Origin of the sequence: Burkholderia sp. M6-3 (assembly GCF_050858985.1) — a bacterium.
Classification (GTDB): Bacteria; Pseudomonadota; Gammaproteobacteria; order Burkholderiales; family Burkholderiaceae; genus Paraburkholderia; species Paraburkholderia caledonica.
In genome coordinates this window covers 2,884,741-2,910,080 of the sequence record NZ_CP110090.1, presented here as the reverse complement: position 1 = coordinate 2,910,080, position 25,340 = coordinate 2,884,741, and the positions used below count along the sequence as shown (strand labels likewise).

At 63.6% G+C, this 25,340-nt stretch carries 22 protein-coding genes and 2 tRNA genes; 8 read left to right on the top strand and 16 right to left on the bottom strand.

The genetic code is table 11. The annotated features are described in order from the left end of the window. Positions 1–15: 15 nt before the first annotated feature. The 3 genes from panS to OH764_RS12485 all read right to left on the bottom strand — a co-directional run bounded on the left by panS (position 16) and on the right by OH764_RS12485 (position 3,391). Positions 16–975 carry a bile acid:sodium symporter family protein gene (panS, locus tag OH764_RS12495; protein ID WP_498847013.1) on the bottom strand — a complete coding sequence of 320 codons (960 nt, stop codon included), beginning with the start codon at positions 973–975 and terminating at the stop codon, positions 16–18. Positions 976–1,440: 465 nt separating this feature from the next. Further along, positions 1,441–2,853 carry an MATE family efflux transporter gene (locus tag OH764_RS12490; protein WP_020069357.1) on the bottom strand — a complete coding sequence of 471 codons (1,413 nt, stop codon included), beginning with the start codon at positions 2,851–2,853 and terminating at the stop codon, positions 1,441–1,443. 319 nt (positions 2,854–3,172) lie between these two features. Further along, positions 3,173–3,391: an RNA-binding S4 domain-containing protein gene (locus OH764_RS12485; protein WP_011489423.1), complete on the bottom strand. Its 219-nt coding sequence runs from the start codon at positions 3,389–3,391 to the stop codon at positions 3,173–3,175. 311 nt (positions 3,392–3,702) lie between these two features. On the opposite strand from OH764_RS12485, the gene OH764_RS12480 reads away from it, so the two are divergent. The 3 genes from OH764_RS12480 (at position 3,703) to OH764_RS12470 (ending at position 6,875) form a co-directional block, all read left to right on the top strand. Further along, on the top strand, positions 3,703–4,167 hold the full coding sequence (locus OH764_RS12480; RefSeq protein ID WP_498847012.1) for a hypothetical protein: 465 nt from the start codon (positions 3,703–3,705) through the stop codon (positions 4,165–4,167). A gap of 81 nt (positions 4,168–4,248) precedes the next feature. After that, positions 4,249–4,527, top strand: a complete 279-nt coding sequence (locus OH764_RS12475) for a hypothetical protein (RefSeq protein WP_498847011.1) — start codon at positions 4,249–4,251, stop codon at positions 4,525–4,527. A 218-nt stretch (positions 4,528–4,745) separates the two neighbouring features. Then, positions 4,746–6,875 (top strand): ATP-dependent helicase, encoded by a 2,130-nt coding sequence (locus OH764_RS12470; RefSeq protein ID WP_498847010.1) that lies wholly within the window; start codon positions 4,746–4,748, stop codon positions 6,873–6,875. Between the two features lie 149 nt (positions 6,876–7,024). Here the strand turns inward: OH764_RS12470 and OH764_RS12465 are convergent, their stop codons facing one another. From OH764_RS12465 to fdxA, 8 genes are all read right to left on the bottom strand, one after another. After that, positions 7,025–7,792, bottom strand: a complete 768-nt coding sequence (locus OH764_RS12465; RefSeq protein ID WP_498847009.1) for a DUF4088 family protein — start codon at positions 7,790–7,792, stop codon at positions 7,025–7,027. 280 nt (positions 7,793–8,072) lie between these two features. After that, the gene (locus OH764_RS12460; protein WP_498847008.1) at positions 8,073–8,402 is read right to left on the bottom strand and encodes an AzlD domain-containing protein; all 330 of its coding nucleotides are present in this window, start codon (positions 8,400–8,402) and stop codon (positions 8,073–8,075) included. Then, positions 8,399–9,079: an AzlC family ABC transporter permease gene (locus tag OH764_RS12455; RefSeq protein WP_498848814.1), complete on the bottom strand. Its 681-nt coding sequence runs from the start codon at positions 9,077–9,079 to the stop codon at positions 8,399–8,401. Before OH764_RS12455 ends, OH764_RS12460 begins: the two co-directional genes overlap by 4 nt. 126 nt (positions 9,080–9,205) lie before the next feature. Then, the gene (locus tag OH764_RS12450; protein WP_498847007.1) at positions 9,206–10,036 is read right to left on the bottom strand and encodes a helix-turn-helix transcriptional regulator; all 831 of its coding nucleotides are present in this window, start codon (positions 10,034–10,036) and stop codon (positions 9,206–9,208) included. Between the two features lie 128 nt (positions 10,037–10,164). Then, a complete protein-coding gene (locus tag OH764_RS12445) occupies positions 10,165–10,641 on the bottom strand; it encodes a CreA family protein (RefSeq protein ID WP_204522254.1) in 477 nt (158 codons plus the stop codon). Positions 10,642–10,888: 247 nt separating this feature from the next. Beyond that, positions 10,889–10,964: transfer RNA gene (locus OH764_RS12440), tRNA-Asn, on the bottom strand. Between the two features lie 62 nt (positions 10,965–11,026). After that, a tRNA-Asn gene (locus OH764_RS12435) sits at positions 11,027–11,102 on the bottom strand. Positions 11,103–11,219: 117 nt separating this feature from the next. Further along, entirely contained in the window at positions 11,220–11,543 is a 324-nt protein-coding gene (gene fdxA, locus OH764_RS12430; RefSeq protein ID WP_020069367.1) for a ferredoxin FdxA, read from the bottom strand. 293 nt (positions 11,544–11,836) lie between these two features. On the opposite strand from fdxA, the gene pncB reads away from it, so the two are divergent. From pncB to OH764_RS12405, 5 genes are all read left to right on the top strand, one after another. Then, positions 11,837–13,033, top strand: coding sequence for a nicotinate phosphoribosyltransferase (gene pncB, locus OH764_RS12425; RefSeq protein WP_204522253.1), 1,197 nt, complete (start codon positions 11,837–11,839; stop codon positions 13,031–13,033). 126 nt (positions 13,034–13,159) lie between these two features. Next, on the top strand, positions 13,160–13,822 hold the full coding sequence (locus tag OH764_RS12420; protein ID WP_498847006.1) for a LutC/YkgG family protein: 663 nt from the start codon (positions 13,160–13,162) through the stop codon (positions 13,820–13,822). Between the two features lie 80 nt (positions 13,823–13,902). After that, positions 13,903–15,330 (top strand): sodium:proton antiporter, encoded by a 1,428-nt coding sequence (locus OH764_RS12415; RefSeq protein ID WP_498847005.1) that lies wholly within the window; start codon positions 13,903–13,905, stop codon positions 15,328–15,330. 54 nt (positions 15,331–15,384) lie between these two features. Beyond that, positions 15,385–16,374 carry a 2-hydroxyacid dehydrogenase gene (locus OH764_RS12410; RefSeq protein ID WP_498847004.1) on the top strand — a complete coding sequence of 330 codons (990 nt, stop codon included), beginning with the start codon at positions 15,385–15,387 and terminating at the stop codon, positions 16,372–16,374. Then, positions 16,371–17,819, top strand: coding sequence for a DNA recombination protein RmuC (locus OH764_RS12405; RefSeq protein WP_498847003.1), 1,449 nt, complete (start codon positions 16,371–16,373; stop codon positions 17,817–17,819). The genes OH764_RS12410 and OH764_RS12405 overlap by 4 nt, the downstream gene beginning before the upstream one ends. A gap of 97 nt (positions 17,820–17,916) precedes the next feature. Here OH764_RS12405 and OH764_RS12400 read toward each other — a convergent pair whose 3' ends face one another. The 5 genes from OH764_RS12400 to OH764_RS12380 form a co-directional block, all read right to left on the bottom strand. Continuing rightward, a complete protein-coding gene (locus tag OH764_RS12400) occupies positions 17,917–18,192 on the bottom strand; it encodes a hypothetical protein (protein ID WP_006053283.1) in 276 nt (91 codons plus the stop codon). An 80-nt stretch (positions 18,193–18,272) separates the two neighbouring features. Further along, entirely contained in the window at positions 18,273–19,574 is a 1,302-nt protein-coding gene (gene moeA / locus OH764_RS12395) for a molybdopterin molybdotransferase MoeA (RefSeq protein WP_498847002.1), read from the bottom strand. Between the two features lie 59 nt (positions 19,575–19,633). Then, positions 19,634–20,272 (bottom strand): molybdenum cofactor guanylyltransferase, encoded by a 639-nt coding sequence (mobA, locus tag OH764_RS12390; protein WP_498847001.1) that lies wholly within the window; start codon positions 20,270–20,272, stop codon positions 19,634–19,636. A gap of 8 nt (positions 20,273–20,280) precedes the next feature. Beyond that, positions 20,281–21,390 carry a GTP 3',8-cyclase MoaA gene (gene moaA, locus OH764_RS12385; RefSeq protein ID WP_498847000.1) on the bottom strand — a complete coding sequence of 370 codons (1,110 nt, stop codon included), beginning with the start codon at positions 21,388–21,390 and terminating at the stop codon, positions 20,281–20,283. 193 nt (positions 21,391–21,583) lie between these two features. Then, entirely contained in the window at positions 21,584–24,901 is a 3,318-nt protein-coding gene (locus tag OH764_RS12380) for an Rne/Rng family ribonuclease (protein ID WP_498846999.1), read from the bottom strand. Positions 24,902–25,340 lie beyond the last annotated feature (439 nt).

Here is a 25,340-nt window from a genome sequence, read left to right as displayed (position 1 = left end):
GGTCGTTCGAAGCCGTCAGACACGTTCGGTGTTCAGCCCGCGTTCGCCTTCGGCATACGTCGAGCCCTTCGCCGGACGCCCTGCCCAATAACCCGCGAGCAGTGACCCCGACAGGTTGTGCCAGACGGAGAACAGCGCGCCGGGCAACGCGGCAATTGGCGTGAAGTAGAGTTTGCCGAGCGTCGCGGCGAGGCCCGAGTTCTGCATGCCGACTTCAATCGCAAGCGTGCGGCAAACGGCTTCGTCGAAACCTAGCAGACGGCCGCCCCAATAGCCGCCGAGCAGGCCGATGCCGTTATGCAGCACCACCCCGAGCATCACCACGAGGCCGACAGACGCAATGCTCTTTTGCGTGCCGCCCACCACCGCGCCGATGATCAGCAGGATCGCGACCATCGAGACCAGCGGCAGCACTGGCTCGATCTTGCGAACCGTCTTGCCGAACAGATGATTCACCACGAGGCCGACCACGATCGGCAGCGCGACGATTTGCAGGATGCTCATCAACATGCCGTGGACGTCGACGGCGATCGACGCATCCACGTAAAGGCGCGTGAGAAGCGGCGTCGCAAAGACACCGACGAGCGTGGACAACGCACTGATCGTCACCGACAGCGCGACGTCGCCGCGCGCGAGATAGATCATCACGTTCGACGCCGTGCCGCTTGCCACGCTGCCCACCAGCACCATGCCGGCGGTCAGGTCGGGCGGCATGCGCAAGGCTTTGGCGATGACCCAGGCGGCGAGCGGCATCACGAGATAATGCAACACGATGCCTGCGATCACCGGCGCCGGCCGTGTGAAGACGCGTTGAAAGTCCGCGACGGACAGCGTGACGCCCATCGCCAGCATGATGATGGTCAGAAGCGTGGTGACGTGCGGAGCGATGCCGGTGAACGAAGCCGGCGAGAAATACGCTGCAACCGAAATGAGCACGGCCCAAACGGGAAAAAGACGGGTGATGCGGGCAGGCATGGGGCAAGGTCCTTGGTTATGTTTTATGGCGAGAAGCGGGGGTTGGTCGTTCGCAAGCGAGCGCAGCGCTGAAGGCGGCGACGGTCTGCCGGGCGCGGCGCCTCACGGGCTGCAACGAGTGCCTGGGAGCGGGACGCGCCATACTTCGCGGTTGCTGCAGTTGTGTCGCAAGAGAACGGCAGGTTGTCAGCGGATGGTGGACCTGCCGGCGGCGCGGTCCTTTGTGAGGCGCGCAAGCGGAGCTCCGGTGGATGGACGCGGGTTCGCGACACGCACCGAAGAAGTCATGCATTTTAACGTTGTGGGCGGCAGCTTGCCGGCGCTATGGTTGCGCGTGCAACGGCTTTGCAGGGACGTTGTTTTGGTGTGCCATTGTCCCTTTTGCGGCGCGGCCGGCCGCCGGGCCTTAAAGCGGACCTGTCACGCAGCGCGGGCGCGCCTAAACGGCGAGTCCGTTCTCCGCGTTCAAACCGATGCGGCAGGCGGGGCGTCCGCCGCAACCGGCACGCGCCGCAAACTTAGCTTGTGAAAGCGCAGCGTCATTAGCAGCGCGACGCTCGCAAGGCCTGCTGCGAGTCCCCACCATAAACCTCGAGCACCCAGCCCGGCATGAAAGGCGAGCGTATAGCCGGTTGGAAAACCAATCACCCAGTAACCGAATGCGGCGGCGATCATTGGTATGCGCGTGTCTTTCAGACCGCGCAGACAGCCAGATCCGACCGTTTGCATGCCGTCGACAATCTGAAAAATCGCCGCCACGCCAAGGAGCGAACTCGCGAGCGTGACCGTTGCTGCATTGGCCGGGTCGTCCAGGTGCAGATAGAGGCCGACGATCCAATGCGGCGCGGCGATCAGCACGATTCCCGACAACGTCATGAAGCCGACGCCGAGTGCCAGCGCGACGAAGCCCGCATGACGCGCGGCGAGCGGCTGCCCGGCGCCGGACCAGAAACCGACTCTCACATTGGCCGCCTGGCCGATCGCGAGCGGCACCATGAATGCCACTGACGCGACGTTCAGCGCGATCTGATGTGCGGCCAGTTGCGACTCGCCAAGCAGCCCGACCATCAGGCCGGTCGCGAGGAAGAGCGTCGATTCGACGCCGTAGGTGATCGCCACCGGCCAGCCGATACCGAACAGCTCGCCCATCAGCGGGACGTTGGGACGCGTGGCGACCACGAAATGGCGATAGCGCGGCCGCAGATGCAACAGCGCCATCAGCACGAGCGCGGTCAGCCAGACGGTGATGGACGTCGCAGCCGCCGAGCCGAGGAAGCCGAGCCGCGGCAGCCCATAGGCGCCGTGAATGAGTCCGTAGTTGAGAAAGCCGTTTACGCCGACACTCACCAGCGAGACCCACAGCAGCCGCCGCGCCGCGCCGATCGCCGGCAGGAACGAGCGCATCAGACCGACGCCGATCAGACTGCCCAGCGCGCCCCAGCGCAGCACCGCCGCGTATTCGCCGACGTTATGCGCGAGCAGCGCCGGCTCGCCGAACGCAAGCAGGATGGGCGTCGCGAACGACAGCAAGGCGAACGCCGGCACCGACAGCAACACCGACAACACAAAACCGGTCCAGTAGATGTGCGGCACGCGGCTTTCGTCCTGCGCGCCGCGCGCATGCGAAACGCTCACGCTGACCGACGTCAGCACGCCCTGAAGCAGCGTCACCACGACGAAGAACAGATTGGCGCCCAGGCCGCCGGCCGCGAGCGCGTCCGGCCCGAGAGAGCCGAGCAGGATCGTGTCGGTGACGCCCATGGCCATTTGCGACAGCTGCGCGATGGCGAGCGGCGCGGCGAGCCGCGCGGTGTCGGCGGCGTGGCGGGACAAGGTCGGCGGACGGGTGGCCACCCGGGTGAAGCCGGATTGAGTCATGGAGCGTGTGAAAGTTGACGGAATGACGACGCCGTGACCGCCGCCCACCGCGGCACTGGAAGCACCGAAGGCAACGGAAGCGCGCTCTGTGAGAGACGCGCGGGCTCGCGGTCGCATGGCCGCTCAGCCTCGCGACGACACCCACCAGCGCGGCTCCACGCGGTTCCAGGAGAGCCGCCAGCCGGCGATGTCAGCGAGGCCGTTCGTCTAGCGAAACCAACAGCTTATTGCGTGACCGCTGCAAAGTCGATGGATTAAGCACATTTTTGGTGCGCGAGTTTCCTGCGGAATCTCATGGTTCGAGAGCGGGCGGGAGCCGTCAGGCTTCGTGGACCGCGATTCGCGTGTCGCCGAGCAGCACCACCTGTCCTGCGCGGATCTTGCACGTTTTACGCGTTTCGACGCGGCCGTCCACGGTGACGGCTCCGTCCGCCACCATCATCTTCGCCGAGCCGCCGCTGTCCGCGAGCCCCGTGATCTTCAGCAGATTGTGAAGTTCGACGTAGTCGCCGGTGAGCGTGAAATCGAGGTTGGGCATGTGCTTTGCACCTTCAGGCAAGGGGTTCGCATCATAAAGCACAAGCTTGCCCCTAAGAAGTCGCGTTGTCTCGCGCAGTGTTTCGTGAACGCATCGCAAGCAAATGCAAGCAGATGTTATCCGTTTGTCGGAAAGTGAAACGTTGCGTAACACCAGTCGTCACGACGGGACTTCACTCGTAAAGTGCATCTCAGCAGGAAAGCTTGCCGGATCTAGTTCGGCTATGAGCAGACCGGGAGGGCGTCCAGCGCGCCGCAGTGCGATGCAGGGCGGTTCGACCCGGCCACAACAACTCTAGAGAGGAATTTGCCATGACCCAGATTCGTACGCTCCTGATCGGTACCGCCATGACCGCATTCGCCGCCACGGCAGCTGTCGCGCAGACCGCGCAACCCGTTCAACCGGCTGCGGGCATGAATACGCAGGTACAGGTTCAGACGCCCGGTGCCGACGTCGCGCCGGCCACTCCTGCCGCCCAAGGCGTGCAGCCGGTCACCCCGGCGCCGACCCGCCTGACGGCCTCGGGCTCGCCCGATCCGCTCGTACAAAAGCGCGAAGCCAACGCGAAGGCTAACGCAGAGTACCGCGCGTCGAAGAAGGCGTCGAAGGCCGAGCTGAAGGAGCAGCAGAAGGCTGCCAAGTCCGAATACAAGGAGCAGGTGCGCGACGCGAAGATCAACAAGAAAGCGGACAAGCAGGCCGCTGACAACGAAATGAAGATGAACCTGCAAAGTCAGGCGGGCGCGCAGACCGACGGCGGCGAAGTTAAGCACTAATGGCAGGCGGCGCCGCGGGCTCAGGTTAGCCCGCGGCGTCGAACCCGGCTTGACCTGATGAGACTGGTAAGGAGGAATCGCATGAGCAACGCTCGATTTGCTAATTCCGCAAAATCTCCGACCGCGCGGCTTTGCGCGCTGCTGATCGCGGGCTGCCTGTCGTCGGCCGCATTCGCGCAGGCAAGTGACCCCGCAGCGCCGGTCACGCACGCCGATCAGAAGGCGGCGAAGCAGCAAGCGAAGGCAGACAAGAAGGCGGCTGTCGCGCAAGCCAAGGCCGACAAGGAAAAGACCGAAGCTCAGGCCGACGCCGACAAGGCGCATGCCGAGGCCAATCTGAAGGACGCGAAGAAGCAGTAGGTTCCTGCTTCCTGATGGGCAGGTGCGACTTGCTCAACGAAACGGCCCGTTTGCGTTAAGCACACGGGCCGTTTCGTTTGACCGGCTCGTAAGCGTGTGGCGCGGCGCGCGCGTGACGGCGCCGCAGCCGCGCTAAAAAAGGGCGCTTGTGCGCTCGGGTTGTATGGATATACAGTATGCGTCGCCGTTCCCGATCCATTCAACGCCCTTAAAACACCGTGCTTTCCGTCGCAGAAACGCCGTCGCCGTCCGATACCGCCGCCTGGCTTGCGAAGCTGAACGACGCTCAGCGCGAGGCCGTCGAATTCGGCACCGACACGGCTCATTCGCCGCCAGGCGCCTTGCTGGTCATTGCGGGCGCGGGCTCGGGCAAGACCAGCACGCTTGCGCATCGTGTGGCCAATCTGATGGTGAAGGGCGCCGATCCGCGCAGAATCCTGCTCTTAACATTTTCGCGTCGCGCGGCGCTGGAAATGACACGCCGCGTCACGCGTATTGCCACGACGGCGCTCGGCACGCGCGCCGCGCTCGCGCAAGGGCTGACATGGGCGGGCACGTTCCATAGCGTCGGCGCGCGGCTTTTGCGCGAATATGCAGAACTGATCGGTCTTGCACCGGCCTTTACGATCAACGACCGCGAGGATTCCGCCGACCTGATGAATCTGGTGCGGCATGAGCTGGGTCTGTCCGCGAAAGAACGGCGCTTTCCGGCTAAGGGAACCTGTTTCGCGATTTACTCGCGCGTCGTGAACACCGGCGCGTCGCTCGGGCAGGTGCTCGACAGCGCGTTCCCGTGGTGCCGCGAGTGGGAAGCCGATCTGCGCATGCTGTTCGCCGCCTACGTCGACGCCAAGCAGAAGCAGAGCGTGCTCGATTACGACGACCTGCTGCTTTACTGGTCGCATATGGCCGCGGAGCCGGCGATTGCCGCGGATCTGTCGGCGCGCTTCGATCACGTGCTGGTCGACGAATATCAGGACACCAACCGGCTGCAGGCGTCGATTCTCTTCGCGCTGAAGCCGGACGGACGCGGCCTGACCGTGGTCGGCGACGACGCGCAGTCGATCTATTCGTTTCGCGGCGCTACCGTGCGCAATATTCTCGATTTCCCGGCGCATTTCGATCCGCCCGCGGTTCAGGTCACGCTCGAACGCAATTACCGCTCGACCGAGCCGATTCTTGCCGCGTCGAACGCGGTGATCGAACTGGCCAGCGAGCGATATACGAAGAACCTGTGGACCGACAAGTCGTCGGCGCAGCGGCCCCGGCTCGTCACCGTCGCGGACGAGGCCGACCAGGCGCGCTATATCGTCGAGCAGGTGCTGGAAGCGCGCGAGCAGGGCATGACACTGAAGTCGCAGGCCGTGCTGTTTCGTGCCGCGCATCACAGCGCGGCGCTCGAGATCGAACTCACGCGGCGCAACATTCCGTTCGTGAACTTCGGCGGCCTGAAGTTTCTCGATTCCGTGCACGTCAAGGACGTTCTGGCGGTGCTGCGTTGGGCCGAGAATCCGCGTGACCGGGTGGCCGGTTTTCGCGTCGTACAGTTATTGCCTGGTGTGGGGCCGGCCACGGCCGCCAGAGTGCTCGACGAAATTGTCGCGCGCGCTGGCGTGGGCAATCCGGCCGACACCGCGGGCAGCACGCTCGCTGCGTTCGCACCGCCGCCTCGCGCGCAAGAGGACTGGCATCCCTTCGTCAGGCTGATGTCGAGCGTGTATGGGCGGCAGACGCCATGGCCTGCGGAGTTCGAGATGGTGAGGCGCTGGTATGAGCCGCATCTGGAGCGCAATCATGAAGACGCCGCGATCCGTCATGCCGACGTGTTGCAGATGGAAAGCATTGCGGGCACGTATGCGTCGCGCGAGCGCTTTCTGACGGAGCTGACGCTCGATCCGCCCGATGCCACGAGCGACGAATCGGGCGTGCCGCTCATCGACGAAGACTATCTGATCCTGTCCACCATCCATTCGGCAAAGGGACAGGAATGGCGCAACGTGTTCGTGCTGAACGGGGTCGACGGCTGCATTCCGTCCGATCTGGGTACCGGCAGCGAAGAGGAAATCGACGAAGAACGCCGCCTGCTTTACGTGGCGATGACGCGCGCAAAAGAAGACCTGCATATCGTCGTGCCGCAGCGCTTTTACGTGCACAACCAGACGCATATGGGCGATCGTCACGTGTGGGCGTCGCGCACACGCTTTATCCCGGCGCACCTGATGCCTTTGTTCGACGCGTACGCATGGCCGCGCGTGCCGGTGCCCAGTGCGCCGACGGCCGCGGGGCTTGCCGCGGCGGCGCAGGCAAAGATAGAAATTGGAGCAAGGCTCAGGAAGATGTGGGATTGAGCGCGGCTCAGGTGTGCGGCGAGGCGGGTCTCGATGCCCGCGGGCTGCTGTAGCCGCGCGGGAGCTTCCCGGAGGGCTCCCAGGATCGCTTTCGGTGGCAGCCAGCGTGCTTCGCACGCCAGCTGCTGCTGGGCAGACGCTGGGTCGAGCTAGCGCGACTGCCGTTGCTGCTGTTGCGGGGCGGGGCGCGGCGGCACGAAGAAGTTGCGCAGCCACGCCGCCATCCGCGAAAACACGTCGTACGGTTCCTCGACGAAGATCTCCGGCTTCAGCAGGCGCAGATATTCCATGATCTGTTGCGCTTCCTGCTTCTGGAACGAGCCGTGCGAAATGCCGAGCCGCAGCAGGCCGCGCAGTTCGCCCAGCTTTTCGCGGGCGGTGCTGCCCACGTTCGTTTCGCACGCCACCTTCGCTTCATAAACGCGCTGACGCAGCGATTCCACGAGCCGCCATGCCGGCGTCTGCATGATTTCCTCGAGCGCCTGGATATCCTGTACCGCGCCCTTGATCTGCGCCGAGAGCGGGTCGACCAGCACCGCGTCGCCTTCGGCTTCCCTGACGATCGCCGCCGCCCAGTCGCGACATTGTTTGGCCAACTCTTCCGGCGTCCACTCCGAGCGCGCTGCAAAGCCGAAACCGAATTCGCCCGCCTGCCGCATCAGAATCGCGACGACGTCGGGAAACTCCTTGTCCAGCGTGCGTTTCGCCCATGCATACTGGCCGCCCTGCAACATCCGCTGAACGGCGTGTTCGGTCAGCGGCACCATGTTGTCGAGCAGCTTGGCTCGCAAAAAGTCCTCGAACGAAGGCGTCGCAAACTGCGGATCGAGCTTCAGCGATACGCGCAGAAATGCATCGAAATCCTTTCGCAGCGTCGCAATGGTCTCGTCTTTGAGCGTGAGGGTAATTTGACCCATGTGTCTATCCCGTTGGTCCTGCCGCGCGGCCTCGTCGAATGGCTGCGCGTTTGATTCCTGCCTGTTGCCGCGTCTGGCGGGACGTATCCCGACGAGCGGACCTCGACTGCATATCGGCGGATCAACGGGAAACTTAAGGGTTTTGTCGGATATGAGGCAGGCTTTGCAGTGCTGCCTGGACGGTTTTGCGACTCTCGTCCGGAGCCGACGGTGAACGCGGAAGCCCCGTTACCGGCGGCTTCCGTGTGAGTGAGCCCTTACGTGTCGGAGCGCAGGCGCGTTATCGCAGCACCACGCCTTGCCAGACGAAAAATACCGTGAGGCCCACGGCGATGGTTACGAGCGGCCGCCGCGTCAGCGCGCTCACGACGACAGCGGCCAGTGCGCCGACCAGTTGCGGATTGCGCCACGTCAGCTCGGCACCGGTGTCGGCGCCATGCGGCGAGACGGCCATCGGCACGATGATCGCCGTCAGCACGGTGACCGGCACGAAGCCGAGCGCCGTGCGCACCAGAGGCGGAAATACCAGCCGGTCGCCGAGCACGAAGACGGCGGCGCGGATCACCCACGTGATGAGCGCCATGCCGAGTATCAAAACGACGTAGTTCATCGGGATCCCTCCGCCGACCGGCGCGCACGCCGCAATCCGAAGCCCGACGTGGAAAGCAGTACACCGACCACGACGCCCGCGAAGACGGCGGCGAGCAGTCCGAGCTTGTACGGCCATGCTTGCCAGAAGAAGGCCAGCGTGCCCGCGGTTACCGCGGCCGCGATATAGCGCAACGCGGTGAGCTGCGGCACGACGATCGCAATGAAAGTGGCGACCATTGCGAAATCGAGTCCGAGCGATTGTAGTCCGGGGAAGGCAGCGCCGAACAGCAGGCCGGCGACCGTCCACACCTGCCAGTTCAGATACATCGCGAAACCGGCGCCGAAGAAATAGTGCGGACCCACGGTGCCCGGCTCGCGGTTTCGATAGTGCTCCCACGCGACTGCGAATACTTCGTCCGTGAGCAGCGCGCCGAGGGCCCAGCGCCAGCGCGCCGGAAGATGCGCGACGTGCGGCGCTAGTGTCGCGCTATACAGAACATGGCGCAGATTGACCACGAGCGTGGTGGCCCAGATCACCGCGAAACTCGCGTGGCCCGCGATCAGCCCAAGCGCGATAAATTGCGCGGAGCCCGCGAAAACGATAAGCGACATCAACTGGCCGTGCCACAGATGCAGCGGCCCGGACGCGACAAGCGTGCCGAAAATGACGCCGAAAGGCGCCGAGCCGACCATCATCGGGATGATGTCGCGTGCGCCCGCAGTGACTTCCTTTAAACGGACTGAGTGGGTCAAAACTTGCCTCCTTTGAGTCGGGAAGCATAACGGGGCAGGGAGGGCCGGGCTTGTACGTTCTTGCGGAGATCACTGCCCCTGCCAGCGTCCGGGCGGCACGCCGAACATGCGTCGGAAGTGCCGCGTGAAATGGCTCTGATCGGTAAAGCCGCTGGCGGCCGCCACATCTGTTACCGGGACGCCTGCCCGCAACGGCGCAAGCGAGCGTTGCAGGCGTATCTGATTGCGCCAGGCGTGGGGCGGCAGACCCGTCGCGCGGTTGAAAAGGCGCGCGGCGTGAAATGGCGAGAGTCCGGCCGCCTGCGCCACGTCGGCGAGCGTGACCGGTTCGAGCAGGTCGCCTGCCAGGCGTTCTTTCATGACGGCGACGCGCGTGTCGTCGGTGGCCACGCGCGAAGGCTCGGGCTGCGTCTGCGAATAGCGCACGAGCAGCGTGGAGAGCGCGTCGAGCATTGCGGTTTCAGCTGCTAGCGCGTCGCTGCCCGCTTCGAGCATACGGTGCGCATTCGCGAGCCGCGCGGCAAGGTCGGGATCGTGGATTACGCCGGGCGCAAACCACGGCAAAGGCTGTGGTTTGCCGGCGATCTGATCGGCGAGTTCGTGGATGAACTGCACCGGCGCGTACGTTACGCGATAGCGCCAGCCCGCTTCGACTGCCTTCGAACCCGTGTGGAGTTCGCCGGGATTGATGATCGGCACGCCTCCGGCTTCGGCGACATAGTCCGAACCGCGATACCGATAGCCTTCGGCGCCCGCGACGATCACGGGAATCGTGTACGCATCGTGCCAGTGCGGTGCGAACTCGTGGTCGTGATATTCAGCCGTGAGCAGGTCCGCACCGGGCAGAAGCGGCGTGCGCCAGTAACGGGCTGAATTCTGGAAACGATGAACGGCGGTCATTGCATGGCTCTCGCACGGCCAGTCAGTTTAGCGCGGAGCGACGGTTGCGGGCATGGCGGCGCGCTTCGTACGGGAGCGCGCGCCGTGCGCTTTTTCGTAGGACATCGCCCGCGCCGACCGACGGTCGGTCACTTCACAGGGATGGTGGTGCCGGCCGGCATCGGCACGGCGCTCACGCTGTTTTTCGCGCTGCCGCTGACGACCCGATCGCTGTAGGTCAGATACACGAGCGCGTTGCGCTTTGTGTCGACCACGCGTACTACATGCAACGCCTTGAAGATCAACGACATGCTCACCGAAAACACATCGGCTTGCTGTTTCACCGGACCGGTGAAATGAATTGCACCGACCTGACGGCAGGCGATCGACGCCTCCGTGGGATCTTCCGCGATGCCGAGGGTGCCCTTCACGCCACCCGTGCGCGCACGCGACACGTAACAGGTCACGCCTTGAACGAGAGGATCGTCGTAGGCCTCGACGACCACCCGGTCGGAACCGGTGATGTGAAAGTTCGTATTGACGCTGCCGACTTCTTCGCCGTGCGCGACAGGTACGGCGACGGCGGCGACGACTGCGAGCGCGATTTGCAACGTGGTGATTTTCATGAGATGGCCGATTGAGCGGGAAGCGTTGGAGGCGCGGTGCGCGCCGCAAAGCTGTCATCGTATACCGCTGGAAGATTGGCGAGACGTCCGGCAACGGCTCGGCAAACGAGCCTCGGAAAAACCGCCGTGAATTGATGAATGGAGAACGGCGCGCTGATCGCGAATGAGGTGCTCGCCCTGAAGGAAGGCCGAACTGAAGGGAGACCAAAAACAAAAAGGCCCGCACGGATGCGGGCCTTTAAAATTTTGGCTCCTCGACCTGGGCTCGAACCAGGGACCTACGGATTAACAGTCCGGCGCTCTACCGACTGAGCTATCGAGGAACAGCAGTACAACTTGATCTTCATAAAAAAGCCCGTCTTGGTTAACGGGCTTTTGCAATTCTTGGCTCCTCGACCTGGGCTCGAACCAGGGACCTACGGATTAACAGTCCGGCGCTCTACCGACTGAGCTATCGAGGAACAGAAAAACAACAGCAGAGAAGCGAAATTGTAGAAGCAGCGTTGGCGCCTGTCAATACCTTGTGTTCATCTCAATTTGATCCGAACTACCGGGACGTATGACGGGCTCTCAAACGCTCAGCGCGCGAGCAGGGCGAGCTTTTCCTTGACGTCCTTGAACTCGTCGGCTTCCGGCAGCGGCGCCTTCGTCTTGGTGATGCTCGGCCAGTTCTTGGCGAGATCGGCATTCAGCTCGATGAAGTTCTGCTGGTCGCCCGGCACGTCTTCTTCGGCATAAATGGCGTTCACCGGGCACTCGGCCACGCACACGGCGCAGTCGATGCATTCATCGGGGTCGATCGCGAGGAAGTTGGGACCTTCGCGAAAGCAGTCCACCGGGCACACATCGACGCAGTCGGTATAGCGGCACTTGATGCAGCTTTCGGTCACAACGTGAGTCATTCAGGCAGCTCCTGCATGCGGAATCAGGGAAGGCGCAAACGCCAAAAGCGGTATTGTAACGTAACGTCAAGAGGCGCATGCAGCATCGCACAACGCCTTTTATATGTTTTCGTGATTAGTTTATTGCGTGCGCAAAGAGTAACGGGTTCCCGCTCAGCGGCGCGAGGGCGGGCCGCGCTCGCGCCTGAATGACGGCGCATTCGGGTAACATGCGTCAAGCCGGCGCACGAGGCGCCCTTATGCATGGGTTGAGTCAGGCCTTCCGTACTTCCTGCGGTCCAGTTCGCACCATCATGATTATTACTTCGCTGCTCGACACCGATCTGTACAAGTTCACGATGATGCAGGTGGTTCTGCATCACTTTCCCGCGGCCAACGTCGAGTACCGCTTCCGTTGCCGCACGCCGAACGTCGACCTCGTGCCTTACATCGGCGAGATACGTGACGAAGTGCGCAAGCTCTGCCAGCTGCGCTTCACCGACGAGGAACTCGACTACCTCCGGCGCATGCGCTTCATTAAGGGCGACTTCATCGAGTTCCTCGCGCTCTTTCATCTGAACGAGAAGTACATTTCGATCGAGCCGTCGCCGAAGAACAACGGCGAGATCGACATTGAGATCAAAGGTCCGTGGCTGCACACGATCCTGTTCGAGATTCCAATGCTCGCAATCGTCAACGAGGTCTACTTCCGCAATACACAGCAGGAGCCGGACTACAGCGAAGGCCGCGGGCGCCTGGTCGACAAGATGAAACTTCTGGGCGCGCGGCCGGAATTTGCCGACTGCAAGATTGCCGACTACGGCACGCGTCGCCGCTTTTCGAAGCAATGGCACGAAGAAGTGATCCTCACGCTGAAAGACGGTCTTGGCGAGCAGTTCGCCGGCACGAGCAACGTGTTTTACGCAATGAAGCACAACCTGACGCCGCTCGGCACCATGGCGCACGAGTATCTGCAGGCGTGCCAGGCGCTCGGCCCGCGGCTGCGCGATTCGCAGATCTTCGGCTTCGAAATGTGGGCGAAGGAATATCGCGGCGACCTTGGCATTGCACTGTCGGATGTCTATGGCATGCAGGCGTTTCTGCGCGACTTCGACATGTACTTTTGCAAGCTGTTCGACGGCGCGCGCCACGATTCGGGCGACCCGTTCGATTGGGGCGAGCGCCTCCTCCAGCACTACGAGGCGAACCGTTGCGATCCGCGCACGAAGATCCTGGTGTTCTCCGACGCGCTCGATATTCCCAAGGTGCTGCAGCTCTACGAGCGCTTCCGCGGACGCTGCAAGCTCGCATTCGGCGTGGGCACGAATCTGACCAACGACCTCGGCTACAACCCGCTGCAGATCGTGATCAAGATGGTTCGCTGCAACGGGCAGCCCGTGGCGAAGCTGTCCGATTCGCCGGGCAAGAACATGTGCGAGGACAAGGCGTATCTCGCGTATCTGCGGCAGGTCTTCGGCATCGCGCAGCCCGAGGAAGAGTCCGCGAATTAACGGCTTGGGCACGCGTGTTCCGCGCGTCTGAAGTGTTCCTATGCCGTTCGGCCAGGGTGTTCGCGTGGAGGGTGGCCGGTATAATTCCGACATATCGCACGGCTATCGACACGAGGACTTTCGCATATGGACACATCGATTGCCCGCCGCAACATTCTGGCGCGCATCCGCGCGGCGCAAGGCCGGGAACCGGAGCCGTCCCCGTCCGAGCGGGAAGCAGCGGCGGACTATCTGGCGCGCCATCCGTCTGGCCCGCGCCCGGATATGCCTGCGGACCTGACCAGGCGGTTCATTGAAGAAGCGCAGAAAATGGCGACCACCGTCGACACGGTAGCGTCGCTGAGCGACGTGCCGGCCGCGGCGTATCGCTATCTCGCAGATCACGCGTTGCCGTTGCAGGCCATTGCCTGGGGCACGCTGCAGGATCTGCGCTGGAACGACGCGGGCCTCACGGTCGAATTTCGCAAGCCGAAAGACGGCGACGTAGTGGGCCTGACCGGCTGCTTCTGTGCGACTGCCGAAACGGGCTCGCTCGTGTTGCTGTCCGGTCCGGACACTTATGCGTCAGCCGGTCTGCTGCCGGAAACGCATATTGCAATCGTGCCGGCTTCGCGCATCGTGGCGGGACACGAAGAAGCATTCGCATTGATCCGCAGCGAGCGGGGCGAGCTTCCGCGTGCGGTCAACTTCATCTCTGGGCCATCGCGCACCGGGGATATCGAGCAGACCATCGTGCTCGGCGCGCATGGACCTTATCGCGTGCATGTGATCGTCGTACTCGGCGCCTGAGTGAAAACCATGCTTGTCTTCACGCGTGCGTAACTGTCCGCGGTGTTCAAGTCATTTCAACAAAAAAGGATCTCCAGCATATGACTAGACGTGCCGTGCCGACGTGCATGGTGCTCGTGGCCGCACTGACGCTGACGAGCTGGCCCCAGCTAGCCTGCGCCGCCACACTCGAAGGGGCATCGCTTTCCGCGCTCTGGGGATTGCCGTTCGCGGGCATGCTGCTCTCCATTGCCCTCTTTCCTCTCGTCGCACCGACATTCTGGCATCACCATTTTGGCAAGATCGCAGCGGCGTGGGCGCTGGTGTTTCTCGTGCCGTTCGCGCTTACATTCGGCTGGGGGATCGCGTTCGGCGCGCTAGTTCATGCGTTGCTCGAGGAATACATTCCCTTCATCGTGTTGCTGACCGCGCTGTACACGGTTGCGGGCGGCATCTGCGTGCGCGGCAATCTGCACGGTACGCCGCGCCTGAACACGACGATTCTCGCGCTCGGCACGTTGTTCGCGAGCGTGATGGGCACGACCGGCGCGGCGATGCTGCTCATCCGTCCGTTGCTGCGCGCGAACGACAATCGCCGGCATGTGGTGCACGTGGTCGTGTTCTTCATTTTCCTCGTCGCGAATGCGGGCGGCTCGCTGTCGCCGCTGGGCGACCCGCCGCTCTTCCTGGGCTTCCTGCAGGGCGTCGACTTTTTCTGGACCACCACGCATCTCGCGCTGCCCATGTTGTTCGTTTGCGGTGTGCTCCTAACAGCGTTCTATTTCCTCGACTCGCACTATTTCCATCAGCGTGAGGAAGAGCGTTCGCGTTTTTTTGACCCTACGCCCGACTCGCCGCTCGGCATCGACGGCAAGGTGAATTTCCTTTTACTTGGCGCGTTTGTCGGGCTCGTACTGATGAGCGGGCTGTGGAAACCCGGTGTCAGTTTCGACGTGCTCGGAACCCATGTAGATTTGCAGAACGCCGTACGCGACGTCGCGCTCGTCGTCGTCATGCTGCTTTCGCTCGCATTAACGCCGCGTGCGGCTCGCAAGGGCAACGACTTCAACTGGGCGCCAATCGAAGAGGTGGCCAAGTTGTTCGCCGGCATCTTCGTGACGATTGCACCCGTCATCACGATACTGCGCGCGGGCGAAGCCGGTGCGTTTGCCGGCGTGGTTCATCTCGTCAACGATTCCGCGGGACGACCGCACGACGCAATGTACTTCTGGGCGACCGGCCTGCTATCTTCGTTTCTGGACAACGCGCCGACGTACCTCGTGTTTTTCAACCTGGCCGGCGGCGATGCTTCGTCGCTCATGACAACCGGCGCCACCACGCTCGCAGCGATTTCCGCGGGCGCGGTGTTCATGGGCGCGAACAGTTATATCGGCAATGCGCCCAACTTCATGGTAAAGGCGATTGCGGAGTCGCGCGGTGTTCGCATGCCGAGCTTTTTCGCTTATCTGGGGTGGTCCGGTGCGGTGTTGCTGCCGCTTTTTCTTGTCACCGGTTGGCTGTTTTTCTGACACTGAGTCTGAAGCCGAGGCCGTCGAACTCGACACGCTATACGGAGAATTGCAATGCAGAAGATCCTCGTCGCCCGTCCGATTTTTCCCGATGTGATCGAACGGCTCAAACAGTATTTCGACGTCGACTGGAACCATGGCGACGTGCTGTCCGCGGAAGAACTGAAGCGCCGTCTCGTTGACAAGGACGGCGCACTGACCGCGGGCGATCCTGTCGGCGCGGAGGTTCTCGCGGCCGCGCCGCGCCTTCGCGTGGTGTCGAATATGGCGGTGGGTTACAACAACTTCGACATGGCGGCGTTCAACGCGGCCAACGTGCTCGGCACGAATACGCCGGACGTGTTGAACGAGTCGACCGCGGACTTCGGCTGGGCGCTGATGATGGCTGCGGCTCGGCGCATCGCGGAATCGGAGCACTGGCTGCGCGCCGGCAAGTGGCAGAAGTGGGCGTACGACGGCTTTCTCGGTAGTGATATCTACGGCTCTACGCTGGGCGTGATCGGCATGGGGCGAATCGGCCAGGCGCTCGCACGGCGCGCGAAGGGCTTCAACATGCAGGTCATTTATCACAACCGCTCCCGGGTCGCGCCCGAGATCGAAGCCGAGCTGAATGCCGAATATGTGTCGAAGCAAGACCTGCTGCGGCGCGCCGATCATGTGGTGCTCGTGCTGCCCTATACGAAGGAGAATCATCACACGATCGGCGCTGCCGAACTCGCACGGATGAAGCCGACTGCGACGCTGACCAATATCGCGCGTGGCGGTATCGTCGACGACGCGGCGCTCGTCGAGGCGCTGCGCTCCGGGCAGATCGCGGCCGCCGGCCTCGACGTCTTCGAGGGCGAGCCGAATCTGAATCCCGATCTGCTGAGCGTGCCGAACATCGTGTTGACGCCGCATATTGCGAGCGCGACCGAGGCGACGCGCCGTGCAATGGCCAATCTCGCCGCGGACAATCTGATTGCCGGCCTTGGCGAAGGTCCACGCGCCGGTCGGCCACCCAATCCGATCAATGCTGAAGTTATCGGCCGGGCGCGTGCATGACGATGATTCTTGTCGCGGCCGTCGCGGTGCTGGCGGTCGCGCTCGTGCTTACCGTGGTCTTGCTGATGCGAATCCACGGTCGCGCTAATGAGCACGAGCAGTTCGAAATGCTGAGCGATCGCATCGATACCGCAGCCAACGCGCAGGCACATGCCTATGAGCGCCTCGAGCGGCAATTGCGCAATGACATCGCCGAGACCGCGCGCGTGTCGCGTACAGAGCAGAGCAGCGGCTTCGCGCATTTCCAGCAAACGCTGGCCGCGCAATTCAGCAGCATGACGACTGTGCAGGGCGGCAAGATCGACGGATTCGCGCAGCAACTGGACGCAGTGCGTCACAGCCTTCAGCAGCAGGCGCAGCAGGCGCGTGACGAACAGGGACGCTCACTCAAGCAGTTCGGCGACACCCTCAGCCTGCAGCTCGGACAACTCACCGAGGTAAACGATCGCCGCTTCGCCGAGGTTCGCGCGACCATCGAACAGCGGCTGAAGGACATCGAGGCGAACAATGCCAGCAAGCTGGATGAAATGCGCCGTACCGTCGACGAAAAGCTGCACGCCACGCTCGAACAACGCCTAGGCGAGTCGTTTAAGCTCGTGTCGGACCGCCTCGAACAGGTACATCGCGGCCTGGGCGAAATGCAGACGCTCGCGGCCGGCGTCGGCGATCTGAAGAAGGTGCTGACGAACGTGAAAACGCGCGGCACCTGGGGCGAAGTGCAGCTCGAAGCCTTGCTCGAACAACTGCTCACCGCCGACCAATACGCGAAAAACGTGGCTACCGTGCCGAAGAGCGCGGATCGCGTCGAGTTCGCTATCCGCTTGCCTGGAAGGGGGGAGGCGGGCGGTGCGGCCACTCCGGTATGGCTGCCCATCGACGCCAAGTTTCCGCGCGAAGACTACGAGCGGCTTATCGATGCGCAGGAACGGGCCGACCCTGCCGCGGTGGAAGACGCTTCGCGCGCGCTGGAAGGGCGGATTCGCGCGGAGGCACGCGCCATCGCCGAAAAATACGTGTCGCCGCCGCACACCACCGATTTCGCGCTGCTGTACCTGCCCACCGAGGGTCTCTACGCCGAAGTGCTGCGTCGGCCAGGTTTGTCGGATCTGCTGCAACGCGATTACCGCGTGACGATTGCGGGTCCCACGACGCTGACCGCGTTGCTCAATAGTTTGCAGATGGGTTTTCGCACGCTTGCCATCGAGCGTCGCTCAAGTGAGGTGTGGCAAGTGCTCGGCGCGGTTAAGACGGAGTTCGGCAAGTTCGGCGACGTGCTGGCAAAGACCAAAGCGCAACTCGAAACAGTCACGCGTTCTATTGAGGCTGCCGAGACGCGCACCCGCGTGATGAATCGCAAACTGCGCGATGTCGAGGCGCTGCCCGGAGAGGAGGCGAATGGTCTGATAGGCGGTGCGTTGCCGGGCGCCGATCCCGACGAGCAATAAGCAATGAGCAGTAACGCTGGCGCGGCGCGTGCGCGTCAGCAGTCCGCGCCTGCCGCGTCCGCGAGCGCGGCGGCAGTGGCGCGGAGCGGGGCACGCATCAGGCTTCTTCCGGTGCGTCGGTCAACTGGATCTCAATGCCGCCGAATCGCGACGCAACCCAGTTGTATGCGTGGCATGCAATCCACAGCAGGATGAAGCCAAGAATCGCATTCAACAGCAGCGCGCTGAACACAGTGCTCAGTTCGACAGAACCGTAGCGCACGAACGCGACGAGCACGCCGAGCAGCACAATCGGTACAGAGAACGTCAGATAGACGAGGATAAGTGCTTTGGCCGTCTGTCCCGGTGCGATGAACGAGATCTGTTTTTTCATGTAAGTCAAACCCGCATGTCGTAGTGGTAATGGGTAAAGCTGAATGTGACCGTGGATAGAAGCGCCGCGAGGCGGATACGTCAGATCAAGCCGTGGAACAGCATGATACTGACGCGTTCGCCCTCGCCAATGTCGCCTTCTTCATGGCCGAGCACGATGAAACAATTGGCCTCGCTCATCGAACTCAATACGCCGGAGCTTTGCGAGCCTGTCGGCGTGACTTGCCACTGGCCGTTCGCGGCCTGGCAAGCTACGCCGCGCTGGAACTCCGTGCGTCCGGCGCGTTTGCGGATTGGCCGCATGCTCGCCGCGTGAATCAGCGGCAGCGGCTGCGACGCGGCGCCCGACATGAGCAGCAGCACTTCGCGAACGATCTGATAGAACGTCACCATCACGGCGACCGGATTGCCCGGCAGACCGAAGAATAACGCAGGTCGTCCAAGACCCGGCCGCTCGCCGGACCATACGCGGCCAAACGCGAGAGGGCGGCCCGGGCGCATGGCGAGGCTCCAGAACGCGACGTCGCCGAATGTCTGCAACAACTGCCTTGTGAAATCCGCCTCGCCAACTGAAACGCCGCCGGAGGTCAGCACCACGTCGGCACTCTCCGCGGCGCTGCGCAGCGCGGCTTCGAGCGCGGCGGGTTCGTCACGGATCACGCCCAGATCCAGCGCTTCAACATTCAGGCGCCGCAACATGGCGAAAAGCGTGTAGCGGTTGCTGTCGTAGACCGCGCCCGGGTCGAGCGGCTCGCCCAGAGAGCGCAGTTCGTCACCTGTAGAAAAGAAAGCGACGCGCAAGCGCCGCCGAACATTGATTTCGCCGATGCCGAGCGAAGCCAGCAGGCCGAGGTCGGACGCGCGGATAATGCGGCCCGCATGCAATGCAACGTGGCCGCGAGCGAGGTCCTCGCCGGCCAGCCGCCGGTTTGCGCCGGCCTCTACCGCGTCGGCTGCAAAGCTGATCGAAGCGGAGTCGGCGTTGCGCTCGACCAGTTCCTGCGGCACCACGGTGTCGCAGCCTTCCGGAACGCACGCGCCCGTCATGACGCGCACGCATTGCGCTGCTCCGACGTGGCCAGCAAACGGATGGCCCGCCAAAGCTTTGCCGACGACGGTCAGCTCGACCGGCTGCTCGCCGCTTCGCAATGCGACGCTGTTGAACGCATAGCCGTCCATTGCGGAATTGACGTGCGACGGCACGTCGATAGGCGAAACGATGTCTGCGGCCAGCACGCGGTCGAGTGCGTCGCGTAAGGCCACGCGTTCGACGGCCGTAACCGGCGTCGCCCACTGGCGGGTAATCGCCTGGGCAGCCGAAACAGGTAGCGCATGAGGATCGTACTGCGCGACGCAGCGGGAAAATTCGTTATGCGTGGTCATGAAGAGCTGGACGTCGCGGCTGGCGGCTAGGTGGCGCTTGCCGTGCGGCGGAGCGGGATTCAGCCGGGGCCCCGATCACGCTCGAGGTCGGCGAGTTCTTGTAACGAATTGATATTGTAAAACGCACGCTCGTCGGTAAAGACGACTTCCACGGTCTTGTGGCGCGCGTACCACGCGCGCACCTTTCGCTCGCCGGCGGCCAGGTAGGTGGCGAGGTCGTCGGCGAGACCGGTTCGCAGCAGCGCGAAAACCGGGTGAAGCGAGCGATTTCCGTCGGCGTCAACGGTTATAACAGTGGCGATGTCGGCTGCGTTTGCAGCAAGGGCCTGAGCAAGGCGCGCGGCTAGGTCGGCGGGGAGCCAGGGCGTGTCGCACGGCGCGCTCAGCAGGTATTCGCTGCGAGCAGTGCGCAGGCCGGCCAGCAAACCGGCCAACGGCCCTGGGAATTCGGGCAACGTGTCGGCGACAATCTCTGCGCCGAACGGCGCACCGAGTGCTGCGTAAGCGTCCGGGTGGCGATTGGCGCTGATCAGCAGCGCGCCCGTCTGCGGCGCAAGGCGCTTCAGCACATGACCGGCGAGTGGCTCGCCGTGCAAGGTCTGCAAGCCTTTGTCGGCGCCGCCCATGCGTGTACCGCGGCCGCCCGCGAGCAGCAGGCCGGTAATCTGTTCGCGCGTCGGCGTCGCGGCTTGACCCATCCCGGCGATCAGCCGCCGATGTACGACATTTCGACGCGCCGTGCGTCCGGCTCGCGTGCTTCGGCCGCGTTGCTGCCGCGCAATTGCGAATAGCGGTCGCCGCGGCCTTGCCAGATTTCGGCCACCGCAGTTGCGATTTCGGCGTCGGTTGCCCCGCTGCGGAGCAACGCGCGCAGGTCGTGGCCCGACGATGCGAACAGACACAGATACAGCTTGCCCTCGGTCGAAAGGCGCGCCCGGGTACAGCTCGCACAAAACGCGCGGGTCACGCTGGAAATGACGCCGATTTCGCCGCTGCCGTCGGCATAGCCCCAACGCTGCGCTGTCTCAGCTGCACTGTGCGCTTCGAGCGGCGCAAGCGGGAAATGCTCGGCGATGCGCGCGACCACGTCCGCCGACGGCAGCACTTCGGTCATGTTCCAACCGTTGGACGTGCCCACGTCCATGTATTCAATGAAGCGCAGTACGGCGCCCGAGCCTTTGAAATGGCGCGCCATCGGCACGATTTCGCTGTCATTCGTACCGCGCTTGACCACCATGTTGACCTTCACCGGCGCGAGGCCGACGGCGTGCGCGGCGGCGATTCCGTCGAGGACGTCGGCCACCGCGAAATCGGCGTCGTTCATGCGGCGAAACAGCATGTCGTCGAGCGCGTCGAGGCTGACGGTTACGCGGGTGAGACCTGCGTCCTTGAGGCTGCGCGCCTTTCGGGCGAGCAGCGAGCCATTCGTGGTAAGCGTCAGGTCGAGCGGCCGGCCGGCTGATGTAGTGAGTTGCGCGAGACGTTCGATCAGGAATTCGAGATTCTTGCGCAGCAGCGGCTCGCCGCCCGTCAGACGAATTTTCTCCACGCCATGCGCGACGAATAGCCGCGCGAGCCGCTCGATTTCCTCGAAGCTCAACAACGCGCTGTGCGGCAGGAATGCATAGTCCTTGTCGAACACGGCGCGCGGCATGCAGTAGACGCAGCGAAAGTTGCAACGGTCCGTCACCGAAATGCGCAAGTCTCGCAACGGACGCGCGAGCGTATCGTGCAGTTCGCCGCTAGGCGTCTGCACCGGGCCGTAAATGACCGGCGCCGCGCTGAGGTCGGCAACAGGGATGATGCGTCGGGACATGAGTGACTTGCGTTGTGCCAAACGGATAGGCGATTCCTTCATTCTATCGGAAATGCCTTAAACGGCTGGGCGATGCCGGCCCCTGTCGGGGTTTACGGGGAGGGCAGGGAGTCCGCGAGGGCGATGCGTTTCGCATGCGCGAAAAACAAAAAGCCCGCCGGTGAGGGCGGGCTTTTCGAAGCGAGTTGCAAGCTTACTGCGGATGCTTCCCGGTTTCCACTTGCTGCATCGGTGCCGTGTCGAGCGGCGGCAGCGGCTTGCGCTCACGCACTACGCGCGGCGGTTTCACCGTCTGCGCGGCGGCTTCTTGCGCCGCGCGCAGCTTGTCGGCGTCAGTATTGACCCAGACAAGACCGGCTTGCTCCAGCACCGGCTTCAGGGCTTCAGCCGAGACGCCGCCGTTGAACGACGCGCGCGGTGCCGACGGCGCTTGCGATGGCTGCGTGGCTTCGGCGGCTTCGGCGACTTGCGGCGCGGCGGCGACAGGCGCCGGCTCGATCGCTGCTGATTCCGCAGCCGGTGCAACTGCTGCCACGACCGGTTTCTGCTCGACGATCTGCGGTTGCGGTGCCGGCTCGGCGGCCGGGGCCGCGATCACTTCCGCCGGAGCGGCGGCCGCAGGTTCGACGTGAGCCTGCTCGGCTTGCGCTTCAGCCGCCGGCGCAACAGCCGCAGCCTCTTCACGAACGACTGGTTCCACGAGCGATACCGTCTCCGCCGCAGCCGGTGCAGCCTGCGCCGGTTCGACCGGCGCCACCGCTTGTGCAACAGGCGCCTGCACGACCGGTTCGACAGCAGCCGGAGCAGCCGGCACTTCGGCGACCGGCACGACCGTTTCCGTCTTCGCTGCCTTTTCGGCGGCGAGAGCCGGCGTTTCGGTTGCAGCGTGCAGCTCCGTGACGACAGCCGTTTCGGTTGCAACGGCGGCAACAACGACTTCCACCGGCGCCACTTCCTTCACTTCCCGGGCTTCGCTCACTTCGGGCTTCGGTTGGACCGGCTGATGCGCGGTGCGCACCGGTGCATCGTCGCTGACGTTGACGTTGTCGCCTTCCGCTTCCGCGACGTCTGCGGCCAGGTTGCCGTTCACGTCTTCCTCACGCTCACGACGACCGCCGCGACGGCCGCGACGGCGACGACGACGCTCTTCGCCATCACGCGCCACGGCTTCCTGATCGACCGGCGCAGCGTTGTCAGTAACGGCCGTCTGGTTTTGCGCCAGTGCCAGTTCTTCGGCAGTTTGCGCTTCGGCCTGGGTCAACGCATCGGCGGTTTCTGCCTGCGGCTTGCGGCGCTCGCCGCGCTCAGCGCGTTCGCCACGTTCGCGGCGTTCGCCGCGTTCCTGACGCTCGCTACGCTGTGCGCCTTCTGCCGTTTCAGTACGCTCGGCGCCGCGATTGTCGCGCTCGCGGTTGTCACGCCCTTCGCGCGGTTCCCGTGCCTCGCGGGGCTCGCGGCCCTCACGCGCTTCGCGGTTGCCGCGAGGTTCACGAGCCTCGCGCGGTTCCCGCGGCTCACGGCCTTCGCGTGCTTCACGCACCTCGCGGCCTTCGCGCGGCTCGCGTTCCTCGCGACGCTGCGAAGGCTGCTGGCCTTGACGGCCGCCGTTCGTAGCTTCGCCACGGGCTGCCGCATCGCGGCCACCCGCGCCACTGCGACGATTACGGTTGCGATCGCCGCCGCGTTCGCCGGTGCGCTCACCGCGCTCCGAACGCTCGCCACGCGGTTGCGGACGGGCGGGCTTTTCGCTAGCCGCAGGCGCAACTGGCGCCGGCGCCGCCGGCTGCATGCCAAACAGATTTTTCAGCCAGCCGATGAAGCCGCCGCTCGCCCGTGTAACAGCGACGGGAGCCGGCGCTGCGACCGGTCGAACCGGCGCGCTCGGAGCCGGCTTCTCGGGCGTGATGCCCTTGACCGCCGCTTCCTGCTTCGGCTTCACTTCTTCGGTGCGCTTGCTGTAGCCGGTTTCCGACTCCAGTTCGCGAGCCGCTTCTTCGGCCATCTTCCACGAAGCGCGCGGTTCGTCGAGGCGCGCGTCGTCGTGACGCAGACGTTCCAGCTTGTAGTGCGGCGTATCCAGGTGCTTGTTCGGCACCAGCACGACGTTCACCTTGAAGCGCGATTCGATCTTGTTGATTTCCGAACGCTTTTCGTTCAGCAGGAAGGCGGTCACTTCGACAGGCACCTGGCAATGGATCGCCGCGGTGTTTTCCTTCATCGCTTCTTCCTGAATGATCCGCAGCACTTGCAGCGCGGACGATTCGGTATCGCGGATGTGGCCCGTGCCGTTACAGCGCGGGCACGTCACGTGGCTGCCTTCCGACAGGGCCGGACGCAGACGTTGACGCGACAGTTCCATCAGGCCGAAGCGCGAAATTTTGCCCATCTGGACGCGCGCACGATCGTGCTTGAGGGCGTCTTTCAGTCGCTGCTCGACTTCGCGCTGGCTCTTGGCCGACTCCATGTCGATGAAGTCGATCACGATCAGGCCGCCCAGATCGCGCAGGCGCAACTGGCGCGCGACTTCGTCGGCGGCTTCGAGGTTGGTGCGCGCGGCCGTTTCCTCGATGTCTGCGCCCTTCGTGGCGCGGGCCGAGTTCACGTCGATTGCAACGAGTGCTTCAGTGTGATCGATCACGATCGCGCCGCCCGACGGCAGCGGAACCGTGCGCGAGTACGCCGTTTCGATCTGATGTTCGATCTGGAAGCGGGAGAAGAGCGGCACGTCGTCGTGGTAGCGCTTCACCTTGCTGACATTGTCCGGCATCACGATGTCCATGAAGGCGCGTGCCTGGTCATGAATTTCGGTGGTGTCGATCAGAATTTCGCCGATGTCCGGCTGGAAATAGTCGCGGATCGCGCGAATCACGAGGCTCGATTCGAGATAGATCAGCATCGGCTGGCCGCTCGAACCGCTTTGCGACGCCGCTTCGATCGCGCGCCACAGTTGCATCAGGTAGTTCAGGTCCCACTGCAGCTCTTCGGCGCTGCGGCCAATGCCGGCCGTGCGCGCGATGATGCTCATGCCTTCCGGCAATTGCAGCTGCGCCATGGTTTCGCGCAATTCCTGGCGGTCGTCGCCTTCGATCCGGCGCGACACGCCGCCGCCGCGCGGATTGTTCGGCATCAGAACCAGATAGCGACCGGCGAGCGAGATGAAGGTGGTGAGGGCTGCGCCCTTGTTGCCGCGCTCTTCCTTTTCGACCTGGACGATCAGTTCCTGACCTTCCTTCAGCGCGTCCTGAATGCGCGCGGAGCGCATGTCGATGCCGTCGCGGAAATACTGGCGGGCGACTTCCTTGAACGGCAGGAAGCCGTGGCGGTCTTCGCCGTAGTTGACGAAACAGGCTTCGAGCGACGGCTCGATACGTGTAATGATGCCCTTGTAAATATTGCCTTTGCGCTGTTCGCGCCCGGCGGTTTCGATGTCGATGTCGATGAGTTTTTGCCCATCGACGATGGCAACGCGCAGTTCTTCCTGCTGCGTCGCATTGAACAACATGCGTTTCATGGAACGGCTCCAGTGCGGCTCGGCCGGCGCGCGTCGCCTTCGCGGTTGTCAGTCGCGAGCGCGAAGCGGGCAGCGGCATGCCGCGCCTTATTGTGTTTTCACAAGCACGCTGGAGCGGGAAAATGGCGGGAGAATTGCCTGAGAGGGCCCGGCTCCATAAAGAAGGAGCGCGGTGCCGCAGGGCACATGCGAACACGGCTTCAAATAACGACCCGACACGCCGCGGGTTCTGCCGGCAGACCTTCATAAGCCTTTCGTCCCCTCTCGCCGGTGCGCCAACTGGGCGCGTGACCGGAGGGTCGAAGGCTGCGGTCGTGCCGCAACGGGAAGTTCGCGCAAGCGGCGCGTCTTTTCCTGCTGGGGGTGTCTCGCCTCATTTTGACGTCGCCAAGTCTTGTACTTTCTACAAGACGCCATGGGCGCACGCCGTATTTTCGCA

What these genes read in the sequence shown, in the direction of transcription:
- moeA (WP_498847002.1), bottom strand. Translation starts at nt 19,574, where the DNA reads ATGACCACGCATAACGAATTTTCCCGCTGCGTCGCGCAGTACGATCCT.
- OH764_RS12490 (WP_020069357.1), bottom strand. Translation starts at nt 2,853, where the DNA reads ATGACTCAATCCGGCTTCACCCGGGTGGCCACCCGTCCGCCGACCTTG.
- OH764_RS12405 (WP_498847003.1), top strand. Translation starts at nt 16,371, where the DNA reads ATGACGATGATTCTTGTCGCGGCCGTCGCGGTGCTGGCGGTCGCGCTC.
- OH764_RS12460 (WP_498847008.1), bottom strand. Translation starts at nt 8,402, where the DNA reads ATGAACTACGTCGTTTTGATACTCGGCATGGCGCTCATCACGTGGGTG.
- panS (WP_498847013.1), bottom strand. Translation starts at nt 975, where the DNA reads ATGCCTGCCCGCATCACCCGTCTTTTTCCCGTTTGGGCCGTGCTCATT.
- moaA (WP_498847000.1), bottom strand. Translation starts at nt 21,390, where the DNA reads ATGTCCCGACGCATCATCCCTGTTGCCGACCTCAGCGCGGCGCCGGTC.
- OH764_RS12475 (WP_498847011.1), top strand. Translation starts at nt 4,249, where the DNA reads ATGAGCAACGCTCGATTTGCTAATTCCGCAAAATCTCCGACCGCGCGG.
- OH764_RS12415 (WP_498847005.1), top strand. Translation starts at nt 13,903, where the DNA reads ATGACTAGACGTGCCGTGCCGACGTGCATGGTGCTCGTGGCCGCACTG.
- pncB (WP_204522253.1), top strand. Translation starts at nt 11,837, where the DNA reads ATGATTATTACTTCGCTGCTCGACACCGATCTGTACAAGTTCACGATG.
- OH764_RS12400 (WP_006053283.1), bottom strand. Translation starts at nt 18,192, where the DNA reads ATGAAAAAACAGATCTCGTTCATCGCACCGGGACAGACGGCCAAAGCA.
- OH764_RS12485 (WP_011489423.1), bottom strand. Translation starts at nt 3,391, where the DNA reads ATGCCCAACCTCGATTTCACGCTCACCGGCGACTACGTCGAACTTCAC.
- OH764_RS12445 (WP_204522254.1), bottom strand. Translation starts at nt 10,641, where the DNA reads ATGAAAATCACCACGTTGCAAATCGCGCTCGCAGTCGTCGCCGCCGTC.
- OH764_RS12450 (WP_498847007.1), bottom strand. Translation starts at nt 10,036, where the DNA reads ATGACCGCCGTTCATCGTTTCCAGAATTCAGCCCGTTACTGGCGCACG.
- OH764_RS12455 (WP_498848814.1), bottom strand. Translation starts at nt 9,079, where the DNA reads ATGATGGTCGGCTCGGCGCCTTTCGGCGTCATTTTCGGCACGCTTGTC.
- mobA (WP_498847001.1), bottom strand. Translation starts at nt 20,272, where the DNA reads ATGGGTCAAGCCGCGACGCCGACGCGCGAACAGATTACCGGCCTGCTG.
- OH764_RS12420 (WP_498847006.1), top strand. Translation starts at nt 13,160, where the DNA reads ATGGACACATCGATTGCCCGCCGCAACATTCTGGCGCGCATCCGCGCG.
- OH764_RS12465 (WP_498847009.1), bottom strand. Translation starts at nt 7,792, where the DNA reads ATGGGTCAAATTACCCTCACGCTCAAAGACGAGACCATTGCGACGCTG.
- OH764_RS12410 (WP_498847004.1), top strand. Translation starts at nt 15,385, where the DNA reads ATGCAGAAGATCCTCGTCGCCCGTCCGATTTTTCCCGATGTGATCGAA.
- OH764_RS12380 (WP_498846999.1), bottom strand. Translation starts at nt 24,901, where the DNA reads ATGAAACGCATGTTGTTCAATGCGACGCAGCAGGAAGAACTGCGCGTT.
- fdxA (WP_020069367.1), bottom strand. Translation starts at nt 11,543, where the DNA reads ATGACTCACGTTGTGACCGAAAGCTGCATCAAGTGCCGCTATACCGAC.
- OH764_RS12480 (WP_498847012.1), top strand. Translation starts at nt 3,703, where the DNA reads ATGACCCAGATTCGTACGCTCCTGATCGGTACCGCCATGACCGCATTC.